Source organism: Thiobacillus thioparus DSM 505 (assembly GCF_000373385.1).
Lineage (GTDB): Bacteria > Pseudomonadota > Gammaproteobacteria > Burkholderiales > Thiobacillaceae > Thiobacillus > Thiobacillus thioparus.
Genome location: NZ_KB891330.1, coordinates 47,484 through 64,312, shown reverse-complemented (window position 1 = coordinate 64,312; position 16,829 = coordinate 47,484). Strand labels below are relative to the sequence as shown.

General features: G+C 61.5%; 15 protein-coding genes. 3 read left to right on the top strand and 12 right to left on the bottom strand.

The window, feature by feature from the left end; all coding sequences use genetic code 11:
* The first annotated feature begins 198 nt into the window (after positions 1-198).
* Genes B058_RS0113010 through B058_RS0113000 form a run of 3 tightly spaced genes read left to right on the top strand, consistent with a single transcriptional unit; the run spans position 199 to position 3,031 of the window.
* The gene (locus tag B058_RS0113010) at positions 199-1,353 is read left to right on the top strand and encodes a glycosyltransferase family 4 protein (protein WP_026240911.1); all 1,155 of its coding nucleotides are present in this window, start codon (positions 199-201) and stop codon (positions 1,351-1,353) included.
* Between the two features lie 9 nt (positions 1,354-1,362).
* A complete protein-coding gene (locus tag B058_RS0113005) occupies positions 1,363-2,226 on the top strand; it encodes a glycosyltransferase family 2 protein (protein WP_018508923.1) in 864 nt (287 codons plus the stop codon).
* Positions 2,227-2,236: 10 nt separating this feature from the next.
* A complete protein-coding gene (locus tag B058_RS0113000) occupies positions 2,237-3,031 on the top strand; it encodes a tetratricopeptide repeat protein (RefSeq protein ID WP_245539309.1) in 795 nt (264 codons plus the stop codon).
* On the opposite strand, the gene B058_RS0112995 is transcribed toward B058_RS0113000, so the two are convergent.
* From B058_RS0112995 to B058_RS0112940, 12 genes are all read right to left on the bottom strand, one after another.
* Entirely contained in the window at positions 3,032-6,145 is a 3,114-nt protein-coding gene (locus tag B058_RS0112995) for a sulfatase-like hydrolase/transferase (RefSeq protein WP_018508922.1), read from the bottom strand. It lies immediately after the preceding gene.
* Positions 6,142-7,110 carry a sulfotransferase family protein gene (locus B058_RS0112990; RefSeq protein ID WP_051082124.1) on the bottom strand — a complete coding sequence of 323 codons (969 nt, stop codon included), beginning with the start codon at positions 7,108-7,110 and terminating at the stop codon, positions 6,142-6,144. Before B058_RS0112990 ends, B058_RS0112995 begins: the two co-directional genes overlap by 4 nt.
* Positions 7,107-7,943, bottom strand: a complete 837-nt coding sequence (locus B058_RS16970) for a DUF2334 domain-containing protein (RefSeq protein ID WP_040724496.1) — start codon at positions 7,941-7,943, stop codon at positions 7,107-7,109. Before B058_RS16970 ends, B058_RS0112990 begins: the two co-directional genes overlap by 4 nt.
* Positions 7,944-7,945: 2 nt before the next feature.
* A complete protein-coding gene (locus B058_RS0112980) occupies positions 7,946-8,872 on the bottom strand; it encodes a glycosyltransferase family 2 protein (protein ID WP_018508919.1) in 927 nt (308 codons plus the stop codon).
* Between the two features lie 9 nt (positions 8,873-8,881).
* Positions 8,882-9,850: a glycosyltransferase gene (locus B058_RS0112975; protein WP_018508918.1), complete on the bottom strand. Its 969-nt coding sequence runs from the start codon at positions 9,848-9,850 to the stop codon at positions 8,882-8,884.
* Positions 9,851-9,860: 10 nt separating this feature from the next.
* A complete protein-coding gene (locus tag B058_RS0112970) occupies positions 9,861-10,790 on the bottom strand; it encodes a glycosyltransferase family 2 protein (protein WP_018508917.1) in 930 nt (309 codons plus the stop codon).
* Between the two features lie 8 nt (positions 10,791-10,798).
* Positions 10,799-11,599 (bottom strand): polysaccharide deacetylase family protein, encoded by an 801-nt coding sequence (locus B058_RS0112965; protein ID WP_018508916.1) that lies wholly within the window; start codon positions 11,597-11,599, stop codon positions 10,799-10,801.
* Complete coding sequence (locus B058_RS0112960) at positions 11,596-13,062, bottom strand: lipopolysaccharide biosynthesis protein (RefSeq protein WP_018508915.1); 1,467 nt, start codon at positions 13,060-13,062, stop codon at positions 11,596-11,598. The genes B058_RS0112965 and B058_RS0112960 overlap by 4 nt, the downstream gene beginning before the upstream one ends.
* 55 nt (positions 13,063-13,117) lie before the next feature.
* Entirely contained in the window at positions 13,118-13,888 is a 771-nt protein-coding gene (locus tag B058_RS0112955) for a class I SAM-dependent methyltransferase (RefSeq protein WP_018508914.1), read from the bottom strand.
* A 111-nt stretch (positions 13,889-13,999) separates the two neighbouring features.
* Positions 14,000-14,332, bottom strand: coding sequence for a hypothetical protein (locus tag B058_RS0112950; RefSeq protein ID WP_018508913.1), 333 nt, complete (start codon positions 14,330-14,332; stop codon positions 14,000-14,002).
* A gap of 67 nt (positions 14,333-14,399) precedes the next feature.
* Positions 14,400-15,680 carry a polysaccharide pyruvyl transferase family protein gene (locus tag B058_RS0112945; protein ID WP_081616798.1) on the bottom strand — a complete coding sequence of 427 codons (1,281 nt, stop codon included), beginning with the start codon at positions 15,678-15,680 and terminating at the stop codon, positions 14,400-14,402.
* Entirely contained in the window at positions 15,677-16,801 is a 1,125-nt protein-coding gene (locus tag B058_RS0112940) for a glycosyltransferase (protein ID WP_018508911.1), read from the bottom strand. Before B058_RS0112940 ends, B058_RS0112945 begins: the two co-directional genes overlap by 4 nt.
* Positions 16,802-16,829: the final 28 nt, after the last annotated feature.

Here is a 16,829-nt window from a genome sequence, read left to right as displayed (position 1 = left end):
GCCGGTTGTGAAGATTGTTCTCGGCAGTGTGGAAGGTACGAAAGGGCCAAGTCGCGGCATAAATCGCCTGATTCGGGGCAGGGCCGTTATCATTCAGGCATGCTGCATTGACATGCCCGATCCCGCAGAAATCTCAGAACCGACAAATAACCGCTGCCGGCACCGATGACGCCATACGGCCTGCCCCGCTTACCCATCATGAATCGTCTGCTTGTCCTCACCGAACTCTTTCTCCCGACCAAGGGGGGTACGGCCGTGTGGGCCGCGGAGGTGTACAGGCGTCTCGGCGGCAAGGAAATCCACATCGTCACCGCCGACGTCCCTGGCGCCATGGCAGTGGATGCGGCGCATCCCAATACGATCCACCGCCTGAGCCTCAGACGTGTGGCATGGCTGCGTCCCGAATCGCTCGCGATGTACGCCCGTTTCTTCTTCCGCTCACTGCGGTTGGCGTTCACGCACCGCTTCGATGCCGTGCATGCCTTCCGTGCGCTGCCGGAAGGGCTGGTGGCATGGGGTGTGGCGCGCCTGACGTTCAGGCCGGTGGCCATCTATGCCCATGGCGAAGAACTCACCAGCTGGGGGAGTGGCCGGAAATTCAGGGCGATGCGGTTCGCCCTGCGCCATGCCGACCGGGTCGTCGCCAACAGCGACCATACGCGCGACACCTTGCGGGACATGGGCGTCGACCCGGCTCGCATCACGCTGATCTATCCCGGTGTCGACGTCTCGGTATTCCGGCCGGGCCTGGATGCCACCGGTTTGCGCGAGAGCCTGGGGATCGGCGCGGACGAGAAACTGCTGTTCTCGGTCGGCAGGCTGTCGCGTCGCAAGGGCTTCGACCAGATGATCCGGGCCGTGGGGCGACTGCATGCCGAAGGGATGCCGCTGCGTTATGTCATTGGCGGGATAGGCGAGGATGCCGATTATCTGGACGGATTGATCCATGACCTTGGCTTGACGGGCGTGGTTCATCGCATCGGCTCGGTCAGGGAAGCGGATCTGCCGCGCTGGCAGAATGCCTGCGATATATTTGCCATGCCCAACCGCGAGATCAACGGCGACAATGAGGGTTTCGGCATGGTCTTCATCGAGGCGGCCGCCTGCGGCAAGCCGAGCCTGGCCGGTCTGGCCGGCGGCACGGGCTCGGCGGTCCTGCATGGGGAGACGGGGCTGCGGGTGGATGGCACGTCGGTCGATGCCGTGGCAGACGGTTTGCGCAGCCTGCTGACGCAGCCGGACTTGACCCGTGATTGGGGTCAGCGCGCATTGCAGCGGGTGGAACGCGAATTCTCCTGGGAGCGGGTGGCAGAGAAAACCCGCCAACTGAACATGACAACAACCCGGTCCTGAGCCGTATCCATGACAGCTACCATATACCCTTGGCCCGTCGCCGTTTTTGCCCATAACGAAGCGCGCAACATCATCGCCTGCCTCGACAGCCTGCAGGTTGCCGCGACGCATCCGCTCACCTGCCATGTGCTGGCCAATGCCTGCACCGACCGGACCGAAGCGCTGGTACGCGAATATGCGGCGGATCACCCCCATGTCCACCTCGTGTCGATCGCATTGGGTGACAAGGCCAACGCCTGGAACGTATTCGTGCATGAGATTGCCGTGTGTACGGAGACGCCCTGTTTTTTCATCGATGGCGACGTGCGTGCGGTTGCCGGCTCGCTGGACGCCATGGTGCAGGCACTGGCGCAGCATCCCCAGGCAAACGGCGTGTCGGCATTGCCGCAAAGCGGTCGCGGCGTCGCAGCGTTCCAACGCGACATGCTCCGGGACAATGGCGTAGCAGGCAATTTATACGGCTTGCGGGGAAGCTTCGTGGAACGCATCCGTGCCCAGGCCATCAAAATGCCTGTCGGCACCATAGGCGAAGATGCGCTGATGGGCGCGATGCTGAAATGGGATTTGCAGGGCGACACCCGCTGGGACAACAATCGGGTGGTCGTGGCCCGCGCGGCCGGGTTCGCATTCGATTCGGTGTCGCCCTGGCTTCCGCGCGAATGGAAAAAATACTTCCGGCGGCGCGTGCGCTACAGCGTGCGGGGGTATCAGAACAAGATGCTGGGGCGGGCCATCCAGCCTGCCGGGTTCACTGCACTGCCATTTCATGTGCGCGACCTGTACCCCCGTTACCCGGATGTGCTCAAGCTGGATTGGCGCGGATTGAATACCCTGTTTGACTGGCTGGCCATTCGGGAAATACGGTCGGCATGACGGAATCGAGATGACAGAGAAAGGACGTGCGATGAAGACGCTCACCAAGTTGATGCTGGGACTGACAGGACTTGTCATGGCCCTGCCCGCTGCGGCGGAATGGAAGCCAAGCCCGGCGGAGATGACCACGCTCCCACCTTATTGTGCGGCGCGTTTCGATGAAAAATCGGAGGCGTTCAAGAGTTGGCGGGATTCCATGGGATCCGATTTCATGCACGTCCATCATTACTGTGCCGGACTCAATTTTGTGAACCGGGCGCGCGGCATGGGGTCGTCCAACAAGGACCGGCAGGGCACGCTGGAAGCGGCGCTGCGAAATTTCGATTACATGCTTGCCCATACCCACCCGGATTTTTCGCTGCGCCCCGAAATCCTCATGAATCGCGGCATTGCCCTGTCAATGATGAAGCGGTCGGGCGAAGCGGTCGGGGATCTGATGAAAGCGATCGAAGCGGATCCGAAACAGCCCCGTGCCTACATGACGCTGGCAGACATGTACAGCCAGCAGAAGAATCGTGCCAAGGCACTGGAGACCGTCACCGAGGGCCTGCGTCACAATCCCGACGCCAAGAGCCTGCAACGGCGCTATACCGAACTGGGCGGCAAGCTGCCCTACCCGGCCCCTGTCGAGCCCGCGCCGGTTGCCGTTCAAGTGGGCCCAGACGCCGCACCGACACCCGATGCGGGTTCCACGCCGCCCGTCGAGTCGGCCGACAGCGCGCCGCCGTCTCCCGCCGAGGCGCCTGCAGCGCCGCCTAAAATCGGCTCGCCGACCAATCCCTACTGCCGTTTCTGCCCGGATTGATCAAGGACGGGCGTGCTGTCGCGACGCCTGGACGAAGGCCTGCAACCGGGCCCATAAATCCGCCTTCACCTGCGGATGGTGCGCCGACACGTCGTGCTGGCAGGCGGGGTCGGTTTCCAGGTCGAACAGACTGAGCACATGGCCTGTCTCGAGCGGCTGGTAAACCAGTTTCCAGCGGCCGCTTCGGATCATGCGATCCTTCGCGTCGAGGATGGCGTTGCAGTATTCGGACTTGATCGCCAGGGCGCCGCTGGCGCGATCCGGCACCTCCATCAGTTCCAGCAGGTTGGGATAGCGCAGGTGCGCATCCGGCAGGCCGGGAATATGCGCGATCCAGATGCCGGTTTCATTGAAGGCGTCGAGTTCGGGACAGTCGCCGTCCAGCTTCATGCAGCCTGCGAGCGATATCCCGTCCACGCTGGCGACGGGCGGTGCGCCGACGAGTTCAAGTAGCGTGGGCGCAAGATCGATCGAGCGCACCACCTGATCCACCGTGCCGCGTGCCGGGCGGCCGGGGGCGCGGATGACGAGCGGAATGCGCGGACTGAAATCGCCAACGGCGGAATTGCCCTGTCCCCAGGTGTCGTGTTCGAAAAACTCCATGCCATGGTCTGAGTAGACGACGATGATCGTATTGTCGGCCAGGCCGCAGACCTCCAGGTGCGCCAGCATCTTGCCGACTTCGTCGTCGAATTCCGCCACGCAGCCGTCGTACAAGTCGACGATCTGATCGAGATCGAACTCCTCCCTGGGTGCGCCCTGACGCCGGATGATTTCGAACGGGTCCGTGAGCCGGGCCATTGCGAATTTTGATTCGCCGCCATAGCCAGGGTCGGCGAAGCGCGTATACCACGGCCATTCCGAGGCAAAGGGGGGGTGCGTGGTGGAGTAGAACACATTGAGGAAGAACGGCTGTGCGCTTTCCGCCAGGCGCGATACCAGACGCCGGGCACGCTTGCCGAGCGGCTGCGTGAGCGGTACCCCGCCCAGGTAGTACACCTCAGGCAGAAGCAGCCGCCCCAGCCGGTTATGGACGAACAGGGAAACGAACAGCCGCAGGTCCTTGGGGCCTTGGCGGATGAGGTACTTCAGGTTCCACTGGTCTTCCGGCAGATCGGTGTAGTCGAAGCCAAAAGAGAATTTTCCCATATCGGCACCGCACCAGTCCGAGATTGCCGCGGTACGATAGCCGACCTGTTTCAGCCACACGGGCAAGGCATCCACGCTCAGCCGTGTGGCCTCGTGATCCGCATAATTGTCGCGGATGCCGTGGGTGTGGGGCCAGGTTCCGGTCAGCATGGAGATCAGGCTCGGTGCCGTGCGCGCGCACGGCACATAGCAGTTGGCGAAGAGTGCGCCGTGCTCGCCCAGTCGGTCGATATGGGGCGTCAGCATGCGGCGATACCCCAGCGCACCCAAGCGGTCGGCGCGCAGCGTATCGGACCCGATCATGAGGATGTTGGGCTGCGAATCTGGCGCGCGCGCAGAGCGCTTGCGCGGCGCGCGTGCCTCGGGCTGCCAGCCTGCCCACACGATCGTCCCGGCAAAGAACAGCGTGGCCGCCCACAGGGCCATCAGGGTGGCCACGCGATTTTCCTTCGCCAGCTGCCAGGAGGCCGCCACGAACAATAGCCCGATCAGGCCGATCCACAGAGCCTGCAGTCGGGCGATGCGTGCCGGCGTCATGGCATGCCAGAGTCGATATAGCCGGCTCATGCGGTAATGCATCGACGCCGCCAGCAGTCCGGGATTGAAACGCAGCTTGCGAATGAATTGCAGTCCGAAACCGCCGAGGATGCCGAGCAGTGCGGCAACGGCGGCCAGCCATGCCGACCAGCCTGCGCCTGTCGCCGTGGCAAGCATGAAATAGAGCAGCACGCCGGCCCCCCCGGTGAAAAGCATGAGTGCAAAGGCCCAGGCCGTCAGGCGTGCCAGCGAAAACAGCGTATAGCGGCGGTAATGCTTGAGCACCTCGTCGCGAATGCGGGGGCCGGTATGCGAAAAATCGAGCAGCGATTTGGCGAGCAGGGCGGCCGTGCCGATCCCGGCTACGCCCAGGGCGGGAAGCAGGCCGGCCCAGCGCGCCTGGCCACTGGCGAACCAGGCGATCAGGCCGCAGACAGTGGTGAACAAGGCCAGCGATTCGGTGAACACGATGCCACGGTCGGGTGGGAGTTCCAGGTGCTTGCCGCGATGCCCCGACTCGCGGCAGCCCTGGATCTCGCCCAGGGCTGCCGCGGTGCGCACCCAGTAAAAACGCCGCTTGGCCCACGACAGGCTGAATGCGCTTTGGACACCATACTCGGCCAGCTTGCGCCACATGTACAAGGGAACCGAGCCGCTGCCACGGAGGCGGGCGGTCGAACGGGTTCGCTGATAGCTTTTTTTCAGGAGATAGCCGAGCCGGAGCCTTTCCGTATCGACATAGTGGTACTGCACGATGGCCGGCGCGTATTGACAGTGCTCGCCACGCACCAGGGCGCGCAATACGTATTCGCTGTCCTCGCCACCACCGAGATCGTGGCCGTGCGGCCCCAGCTCGGTGGAAAACTGGCCGGCCAATTCAAACACGCGTCGGCGCACGACTAGATTGCCGCCGCCCGGTATGGGGCCGGTCTCGGCCGTGACGGCCCGTGGCGTATCGCCCTGGTCGTAGCGCGGAACCGGCAGCGGGTAGATACGATAGGGACCGTCGTCGTGTACCCAGGCAGGCTCGCTGCCATCCCAATCCGGCAAAATCTTTCCGCAGTACAGGCCGGCCTCCGGCCAGGCCGCAGCGGCCTGTTCGATGGCCGTCAAATAGTTCTCATCCACCCGGTGGTCGTCGTCCACCAGGGCAATGAGTTCGGTTTCGATGGTCGGGATGGCGGCATTCAGCGCATGGGATTTTCCCGGCGTGGGCACGACGAGCACCTGCAGCGGCAAACCGTTTTCGGTCGCCTGGCGAGCCTGGTACGCCTGCATCTGCGCCACGGTGTCGTCGCTGCAGGCATTGGCCGCCACCAGGATGCGCACGGGCATGGCGGGGCGGCGCGCACGGTTGAGCGACGCCAGGGTCTTTTGCAGCAGATCCGCCCGGTTGTGGGTGCAGATGAGGATAGTGAGCGTGGTCATGCGAGTGCCCGTCGGGTACGTTTCCAGAAACGGGTCAGTACCTTGTTATGCAGGCGGTAAGCTGCTTTCACGGCGAGTGCGGGGGGTGTGCCTGGCGTGATCAGGTCGTAGCCGAACTCGCGCAACGTCCTGCCGGCCACGCTTTCGAAGGCCCTGATCTGGGCTGGCGTCATCTTGCTGCGCCATTTTCCCGCGTTGTCGGCTTTCAGGGGTTCATGCACCAGCGGGGTCTTGCCTGGGTCGTCCACCGACGTGACGGCAAACAGCTCGGCCGAGTAGGGTTCGCCCAGGAACGCGCAAATCCGTTGCATGCTGTCTTCGGGGTGTGCAAGCAAATCTTCGTAGCGCAACTCCATGTATTGCTGGGGCGGCAACTGGCTGCCCAGCGCGCGGCCTTTTTCGACGTAGCTTTCCCAGTATTCCGCCGCGAAATACGTGTTGTACACGGAGAAATCGTGCTGTCTGCCGAACAGTGACAGGGCGACATCGCGTCCGTCGCGGATCAGGTGCACGATCTGGGCATCGGGAAACCACTCGAGTAGTTTGGGCAGATGCATCACGTAATAGGGGGTCTTGTCGCCCCATCGGGACTTTCCTTCGCCCCGCGCATTTTTCTCGAACAACCCCGATATGATCGCCGGCATCGTGTGCCGGCCTTCGGCATGAAGTTCTCGGGTCAACCGGTCAACATCGAATTTCACGCCGTGCAGATCGGTCTCCAGAAAGTCCCGGCTTTGTTCATACATGGCTTGCAGCACGCGACGGGTATTGTCCGCCTGGCGGAGATCGCCAAAGCTTTCCAGGTTGTGGTACAGCGGAATGAAGAAATGCGATTCCCCGGTGGGGAGCGAAATGTGCGGGTGATTGCGCAGCCGGTACTGCAGCATGGTGGTGCCGGAACGCGGCGCCCCGACGATGAAGATCGGGCCTTGCTGACGTGATGGGGACGGGAAAGACGAGGTCACGTGGAGGGTCCAGTCAAACGAACGTATCTGAATAGGGTATGGGGCATGAGGCTGTATCGCGGGAAAACGGAGCGGATGCGCCAGTGCTGCCGCTGTACCCAGCGGTTTCGCTGCACCGCTTTGCGCCAGGTGTTTGCGTCATGCCTGGAGGCCAGCTGGCTCAATGTGTGCAATCGTACATCGGGTTGCTGGCGGAGCCATCGAAACAGACCCGAGAGTTGCTCGAGCGTCAACGGTGCATCGGTGCGCCCGGACTCCTGGAAGTCGTAATGGTGCATGACGGCTACGATGGCCAACTCGCCGTGCGGGTGGCGTCGCGCTTCGGCGAGCGCTGGACGGAGTTCGGTGAGCTGACATGTGCGCGGAAGCTCGATGAGACGGTCGGATTCGACCGATCCGTGTTCACTACCCGCCGAGAGGTAGAGGAAACCCTGCTCGGAAAGCACGGCAGCGGTGATGTGGTCGAAGGTATTGAACGGCGGAACGAACCCCGGGATTGCACAACCAAATACCTGTCCAAGCGTCGTTCGGCCGGCCACGATTTTCTTCGTTTGCTCCGCCGGATCAAGACCGGCGAATTCGGACGGAGGGCTGGCCTTGGCTTGACAGGGTTCATGGCTGAACCCGTGCTGGGCGATTTCCATCCTGCCGGATTGTCGCGCCTCGATGAGGTGGGGCACCTCATCGGCAGACAAGGCGTGCTGTCCGGCGTGCGGAATGACCGCAAAGGTGGCGCAAACATCGTGCATGGCCATGGCATGCAATATTCCGCGCTCGAGTGCATGATCGCTGACCGCGGATGGATCATCGAAGCGGATGGCGACGTCGATCATGGTCAAGCCCCGGATCGGTTTCGGTAGCCTTGCAGGCTGCCCAGCGCATGCGCCGCATTCATCGCCTGACGGATCAGCCCCGGCTGCCCGCTGATGGCCAGCTTCAATGTCCGGCCGCAGTGATTCAGAAACTGGGTGATCATGAAAAGAGGGACGCCGAACAGCGTGCTGGGGTAGCGTGGCAGGGAAAACCGGCCATGGCGCAAGCCGGCCCGGTAGTGCAGTTTCAAAAAATAGCTGCGCCTGAGCCGCCAGGATTCGACGGCATGCAGCACGGCCATTTCAGGGCAGTAGCGGATCCGAACTTTACGCTCGAGCAGGGCACGCAACATCATGGCATCCTCGCCGCCGCCGACATCCTTGCCTTCGCGGTTGTAACGGATGTCGAAGCGCAAAGCGGGGTCGTCGCGGAACAGGCGCATGTCGTACGCGACATTGGCGGTCCAGATGGGGGTGCTCGCATCCTTGATCCAGAAACGTTCCGGCCCATGGTCGACGGCGGCAAGAAAGCCGAGCAGATCGTCTTCGAGCCAGCGCGGCCGTACGGTGGTTGTGAAATCCATCTCCACGCGGCCGCCCGCACACGCTGCACCTTCGTTCAGAATGGCATCGGCCGCGGCTTCGAGCAGGCCCGGCAGGGGGAGTTCATCGTCGTCGATGAAGACCAGGATGTCGCTGTCCAGCGCCTCGGCAATGCCGCGGTTGCGTGCGGCCACGATCCCCTGCACGGGCTCGGTCACCCAGCGCAGCGTCGGGCCCGGCAACTGTTCAAGGCGCGCGAGGATGTCGACCGTGGCATCGCTGCTGTTGTTGTTGATCGCGAGGATCTCGAAGGGTATCGGGCAGGTTTGTTCACGCATTGCCGCAACGAGTTTTTCCAGGCGGTCCGCGCGGTTATAGGTGCAAAAAGCAAAGGTAAGCACAGGCATGACGATGGTTCATATGGAATTGCGTGTGCTGCGCCGAGCATCGATCATCCGGATCAGCGATTCGAATACCGATGCAGGCAAGAAACTGGCCAGGATGTATTTGGCATCGCGTGCCTTCCATTCTGTCTTGCGAGACGCGCGACGGAACAGGCGCCGCGCGGAATCGGTATCGCGCCGCCAATGGCAGCGATAGGCCTCGGGTAGCAGCGAGCCGTACACCCGGTCATCACGTTCAGCCCGGCTGAGATGGGCGACCTGGACGGGATGCCGGCGGACGAAGTCCTCGCGCACGGCAATGGCATCGAAGACCTGGCGCCAGCGCGGGATATGCGCATCGCCGCGCGGGTAGCGACGGTAGAACGCCAGCACCTCGGGAACGCGCACCACCGTGGGCTGGAGGGCGAGCATGCGCAGCCACATGTCGTAGTCCATGGCGGTGGGCAGACGTTCCGAAAATCCGCGCAAGGTGTCGATAAGCTGACGCCGCACCAGGACGCCGTTGATCGGCCACGGGCAGGATTGCAGGAACAATGCGGTGGCGTCCGACTGGGCATAGTCGGGCGGGATGTAGGGATGTGTGCTGGCGGCGGCTTCCCCTACGTTTTGCCAGCCGCAATACGCCACATCGGCGAGGGTTTCCGTCATCGCGGCGTGCAGCCGGTTGAGTGCGTCGGGATGCCAGTAATCGTCCGCGTCCAGAAAGGCGACGAAATTGCCATGCGCATGGGACAGGCCGTGATTGCGCGCCGCATACGGGCCGCTGTTGGTCTGGTGCAGCACGGTGATGCGGTCGGGGTTGCCTGCCGCCAGGCGTTCGACGATCCGCATGGACGCGTCGTTCGACCCGTCGTCCACGACGATGAGTTCGACATTCCGGTAGCTTTGCTGCAGCACGCATTCGATCGCCTCTTCCACGTAGGGCGCGGCGTTGTAGCAGGGCATGACAACGGAGATCAGCGTGGGGTCGAAGTTGTCCATACGGTTGTGTTTACGTATTCCGGTCTCGCAACCCGATCAGCCTCCGATGCCAGGATTCGGGCAGCCAGGCGGGCAACATGTATTTCCAGTCGGTGAGTGTGCCATAGCCTTGTTTCATGACCGTACGAAAAATAAGCCGCGCGGCGGGCAGGTCGCGTTGCCAGTAACTGGCGTAGCCGCGTTGCAGCAACTCGCCCACGGTCAGCGCGCGTCTGTCGGCATGGCTGAGTGCGGCGTGGAAAGCGGAGTGGGCGGCCAGATAGCTGCGTTGTGCCTGCCAGTGTTGCAGCGCCGCCCGGGCATGGTCGGCCGAGGCCTGGCCGTTGCCGTGGAAATGATAGAAGGCCAGTACTTCCGGTACGCGGACGATGGGAGCACGTGTCGCTACTTGCAGCCATAGCGCGTAGTCCTCGGCATTCTTCAGGGCGGGATCGAAACCGTTTGCGGCCAGCACGGCCTCGCGCCGGACCAGCGCGGCATGGATCGGCCAACGGCAGCCGGCAAACAGAGTTTTCGCCTTGTCCGGGGTTTCATAATCGGGCGGCACAAACGGCTCGCCGCACCCGCCGGGCAGTCCGAGGTTCTGCCAGCCGCAATACGCCAACACCGCATCAGGACGATGTTGCAATGCGGCTTGCATCTTTTCCAGGAAGCGCTCGGCCCAGGTGTCGTCTGCGTCCAGAAACGCCACATACTGGCCGCGCGCCGCCGCCAGACCGGCATTGCGTGCGGCGCTGACGCCCTGATTGGACTGGGCGAGCGTGCGGATCCGTGGGTCTGTCTGCGCTTGCAGCCACGCCAGTGTGGTGTCGTCGGACCCGTCGTCGACGGCGATCAGCTCCCAGTCGGAGAACGTCTGGGCCAGCACGCTGCCGACACTGGCCGGCAAATGGGCTGCGGCGTTGTAGCAGGGCATGATGATGGAGATGGCAGGTGTCATCGGCCAACTCAGGCATTTCGAAAGCGTCGCAAGGCATAGCGGGCGATGTCTCTCCAGCGCACGTCGTGGCTCCCGAAATAAAGTTTTCGTGCGAAGCTGCTAGTGGTGTCCGTATTGAATACGGTCAGCCGTCGCAATTGGTAAGGGGTGTTGTCGCGTAATGCCCAACCGGTGCGGGTGGTGCAGGCCGCGCTATAGCCAGCCTGTTGCACTGCCTCAGCGCAACGCGCATCCCAGTCGCCATAGGGATAAGCAAAACTATCGACAGGGTTGCCAAGGAGATCTTCTAGAGTGACCTTGGAATGGGCTAACTCCCGCATCAAATTCATGTCGTCGAGTCCTGTCATGCGCGTGTGGCTGACTGTGTGGGAACCAACTTCCATGCCATTTTCCCGCATCTCGCGAAGTTCGTCAGCGTTCAGTAGCCGACCTGCGGGGCGGCCATCCTCGGGCCAGCGTGGTGGCTGACCGATCGAGCCGGACACGATGAACCATGTGGCGCGCATGCCGCGTTTCTGTAGTTCTTCGCAGGCGGCGAGGTTGTCGACATAGCCGTCATCAAACGTGATCACGGCTGTGCGCCCTTGCCATGTTTTCGTGGGCGCGGCAGCCAGCTCGGCCATGGTTGGTGTTTGGTAGCCTTCGGTGGCCAGAAAGTCGAGTTGGTCACGGAACTGCTGCATGGATACGGCCCATGGCCATACGGGGGTAGTCTGGCCGGCTGTCACGGCGTGATACATGAGGATGACCGGCCCGTGCTGGCCAGCCTGACGATGGAGCGCGCGCGAGATGGGGTCGATCATGGTCATGCGGGGGCTTTGGCGAGTTTGAGCCTGATCTTCCAGCGATCAGTTTCCGACGCAAGGGCCGTGATGGGCAGATACAGGAAACAGATCGCATAAACCAGTCCGCCCGCGGCCGCCATGCACAACACGTACAGTGCATCGACCGATTGGATGGATGGCGGGATGATGCGATTGGCAAGCCACAAAGTGCCAATCAGGATGGCATTGAGGAGCGTTGCCGGCATGAAGGCCCGAGCCAGGTCAATCCAGCGGGCATCGAGCGACTGCTTGGCGAGCCAGAACATGTGTAGGGTGAGATAGAGCAGGGCGAAGACCATGCCGGTCGCCACGCCAGTCAACCCGTAAGGCAGGCCGACCAGGATAGCGGCCGAGGCAACACCAATCATGACGACCTGCGCGACCAGTTCCTTGCCCAGCCAGCTGCGCGCAGCCAGCACGGCACCGGACAGATTCTCGATCATCATCAGGGGGGCGGCCAGGCTGAGGATCATCAGAGAGCCGGCCGAGTCAGCCCAGCGCTGGCCGAACAGCGTCACCACCAGCGGCTTCGCCAGCCAGAGAAAACCGATATAAAACGGCAGGGCATAGACGGCGACCAGCGTGAGGCTGCGAAAGAACAGGTAGCGGGATTTGTCGAGGTTGTCCTGTTCCTTGGCCAACGCGCGGAGCAGGACTTCATACACCGACCCGGTGATGAAACCATGCGGGCGCGCCGCCAGACTTTCGGCCTTGTTGTACAGACCCACGCTGGCCGGTCCCAGGCTGCGGGACAAGATGAAAGTGGGCAGCTGGACGCGTATGTAACAAACGATGTTGTTGGTGGAGGCCAGAAGCCCGTAGCGCATCAATTCGCCCGCGCGTGCGAAATCGAAGCTTATGCCGGGACGCCAGCGTGCATACCAGGCAAACTGGAGGGCGCCAGCCACCGAGCTGAACAGGCCGGCGAGGATCAGGCTCCAGGGGCCGTGGCCGAGGTAGGCCAGGCTCAAGGCAATGCTGTTGTAGACCCCCAGGTTGGCTAGCTGGACCGCCGTCTTGGCCTTGAAGCGCATTTCCCGATGCAACATGTTGCTGGGTACGTTAAAAAACGGACGCACCAGGAAAGACAGTGCTGCCACGCGCAGCAGATCGGCATACACAGGGTTCGCGTACCAGCGTCCGAACCAGGGGGCGATGACGAAGAAGAAGCTGACGATCACCAGCCCGATGAGGAATTGCAGCGTGAACAGCAGATCGTAATCACGCTTGCCGGCTTCCTTGGCGCGTACGATGGCTTGTCCCATGCCGCCGCCGGCAACGAACCCGGCCAGGCTGGTGAAGATCTGGATGGTCGCCACCATGCCGAATTCGGCCGGCACCAGGAGGCGCGCAAGTATCAATCCCAGCGCGAAGTTGACGACCTGGCTGCCGGTGTTGCCGATGAAGACCCACTTGGCGCCATGGCGGATGGAATGGCCAAGGCTCATTTTTCTTTGAGTGATACGGAGTCGAAGGAGAACATGGGGGATTGAAAAGCAAACTCTATGCCTGGGTCCGGTTCGTTCGGTTGCGTATTATTGCCTGATCCCGGCCTCGCCTGGAGCCTAGTCTTGATGCCGCAATTAATGCGAGGGGGATGACCAGCCATTTGCAACTGGCCAGTTTGAGTTTCCAGCGCGGCAGATTTTTCTTCGAAAAGACATGCAGGCGTCCCAGCGGGTAGTAAGTCATGCCCAGTCGTTCGGCCAGGCGCGTCAGCCCCAGGCGGGAAAAGAAAGCGATGTGCTGGCCGGTTTCGAATGCGTAATAACCCCAGTGGCCAGGCAGGGGCGGGTCATTGTCGGCGAAGACTTCGGTCGTGAAAATGAATGTGTCGGACTGATGGTCGGCCAGGGTGCGTTGTATGAAATCGAGCGGATTGGTTGTGTGCTCCAGAACCTCGATGGCGCTGACGGCCAGACAGGCGCCTAGCGCGGGATCGTACTCGAAACCTCTCGCATAGAGATTGTTTGCATAGGGGTCAGACCAATAGTAGTCGAATCCCAGGTCGCGCATCAGGCGGGTCAGCAGCCCATAACCTCCTGCCACGTCAACGTATTTCCCCTGTCCGCGATCGCCCAGGGCCAGGAAATCGATTGCGGCGAGCCTTAACGCGTTAAAGACATTCCGGGCGGCAACGTCCGTGTCTTCCTGCGCGATGGCATCCGAATAAGCTTCTTCCATCCAGATTGGATTGCTGACAAACAGGTGGTCGCACGCTGCGCAGTAGTGATAGGGAACCATGTATTTGTGGAGAATCTCCGCAGTGAACATGATCCTGGGTTCTGCGCCGCAAAGATGGCATCTCATCTGGGATTGCTGGGGCGCTTGAGGAGAGAGGTGGTCATTGTGATCAGGGCTCATATATCCATGTGAGAAATCGTGTCAGTTTCTGCCCAGAAGTTTCTTGGCAAACGGGCGCAAACGATAGAGCTTGAGTGCGTGCTCGGTTTGAAACAGCCGCATGGCTATGGTGAGCCTGGTACGGAGTTGCGGATCTACGCTCCCTTCAATTGCGAGCCTGCTTTCACCGTTCCACATGGCGGCTATGGCGGTTCCCACCATGAATGCATTGGGTTCGGGACGGATCCAGTCGGCTTGCTCCGAGGGTACGGAGAAGAAGATGGTTTCCCGCAAGGGGCGTCCCTCAAGCACCGCTTCGGCCTGCACACGGTACTGGCCGTCTTCATGTTTTGCCTGGATATCCCGGATAAACATCACCCCTCCTGTTTCGCAATGATGGTCAGGTTAGTCTGTAGTAACTAATGTGCTGGCGTATGGGCGTCTAATCGGTGTGGCCGCACGTTGCGATCGCAAGATTTTGCGAAGCCAATGCTTTCACTCTGGGCAGGTGGCTGAGTATACGTGCGCGATTGTCGTGCCTATGCATGAATGCATCGTTGATTTTCCTCAGGAGCTCGTCGGTAAGACACTGCATCGGGGTAATGGTGTGTTCGAGCGACAGTTCGAAGTGCTGGTAAAGGCCTTCGAATTTGTCCTGGTAGGTAATCGACAGCGTAGGCGTGCCGCTGCCCAGCGAGGCGATCACCAGATGCATGCGTCCGGTAATGGCAAGGTCGAGCAGGCCTATGAGCCGTTTGATTTTATCGGGCTGATCGATCGAGGCATAGCGTACGTGCGTGAACCCCTTCCGTTGCAGTGCCTGGTCGAGCGCCTGCAACATGCTCACGTCGCCTGACTGCGATTTGAGATCATGTGGAAGCAGCATGAAGGCGAGCCCATTCTGCTCGCCTGCACGCTTGAACTGTTCGGCGAAATGGTCGATCAGCTGATCCATGCCTACTTCTGCAATGGCAGGTGCCAGTGCGTGGGCATTCAGGTTGATGCCCACGGGTGTTCGGCCTTCCTGGCGCATGGAGGCGATCCAGGCTTCTGGCTCGGTGATAGGGTCGGTGGCGGAAGGCATCAGGAACGCGCTATCCGCACATAGTTGCGCAAGGACGCCAACAATCCGGGTGAAGCGGTCAAGAGACGGCTGGTCGCGGATGTTGACGGTTACGTGGGGGTGCAGTCTCGACAGGGCGTGGACCGCAGGGGCCCTTGGGTTACGGTTGAAACTGAAACCCAGCATCGTGGCTGGAATACCGAGCAATACACTGTGATTGCAGTAGGCAACGATACGTTGTACCAGGGCAGCCCCATATTTGCCGTCCAGGATGTCGGCACCCATCACAAACAAGGCATGGTGCTGGCGTATCAATTCGTCGAAAGCGAGCGTTCCGGTTTTCCCGGCCCATGCAGGCTCGACTGGCGTCTCGCCAATTCCAGGTACGACAATGGTGTGGCGCCGTTCGCCGATGATGGTGAATATCGAGTCCGGATTTTGTGCTCGAAGCGATTGCATCAAGGCGCTGAACATGGCTAGATCCCCCAGGGAACTGGAGGGATCAGTGACATCGCCCGCGATGATGGCGAAGCGCGTGGGCGTTTCCGGCAGGGTGGGCCTGGTTGCCGAAGCCCGTAACCGTTGAAGGGGAAGAGCGACCCGCAGAATATTACGGGCAATAATAGCCTGGTCGATCAGGTATTGCCTGTGCATCATCATGTCTGGGCCATCATGAGGAGTGGCGCGCAAAGTTGTGTGACTTGCTCGATAAAGTGGGGACGCGTGTAGCGTGCCGTGACCTTGTTCCAGCCCACTTCTGCGTTGCGTTTCCGGTCATCGCTATCTTCCAGCCAGGCGATGCATAGCTCGGCAAAATGTCGGTCGTCCCGGGCAACCCCCAAGCCTGCGCTCTCCAGATCTTCCTTGAAGGCTTCGGCGCTGTGGGGCGTTGTGATGCATGCCCGGCCGTAAGCGAGCGATTCCAGAATCTTGATGTTGGTGCCGCCGCCCGAGTAAATCGGAGCGATGGTGAATGCAGCATTGCGATACGCCTCGCCCAGATCATCAACGAAACCGGGGGCGAAAACGTCGGGATACTGTTCCCATGCTTGTCGCACGGCGGGTGGTGCGGCTCCCACCAGTAGCAGTCTTGCCTCCGGATGGGCAGACTTGATAGCAGGCCAGCAGCGGGCCAGGAAACGGTCGATGCCCTCGCGATTGGGTGCATACCAAAGCGAGCCGACGAACAACAGAACAGGGCTGTTCGTCTGTGGAAATGGCTGGGTGGGGGGTGCGTATGGGATGTTGGGCAGCAGTGCCGATTTGAGTTCGCGATGCTGTGCCTGGTCGCGGCGATTGACAAAGAAATACGCGTCAAAGCGTTTGAGCTGTCGTTTTGCCAGCCAGGCTGCGTACTGCGATTTGAATTGTGCGGCCAGCGCCAGGGCCCCCGGTCCGTAATGGTAGCCCCAGTCGTCCAGGTCGACCACGCTGTGCACGCCTGGCGGGACAACCAGCTTGGCGAGTGGATTGAGATAGCGGCTGACGACCAGCCTATAGCGCTTGAGGTCAACGCCCTCCGTCTTGAGTGCCAGGTTGAGTGTTCTGTCCGGTTTGAATTTTCCAATGCCGAACGGACGCTGATGCCAGTGTCCATGCGCAAGGATCCCCGATTTGGGCGATGAGTCCAGCCGGCTGGGGCCGGCGACTGGCTCGAGCAACAGCACCTCCACCTCTCCCAGCGTCTGCAGGGCTTCGTACAGCAAGGCGGTGCGCTGTTGCGCGCCCGACTGGGGATTGAATGGAGACGCCGGTGAAACCAGCAGAATACGGTCAGGCATGGAAAATCGAGCGATGGATGGGTGTGAA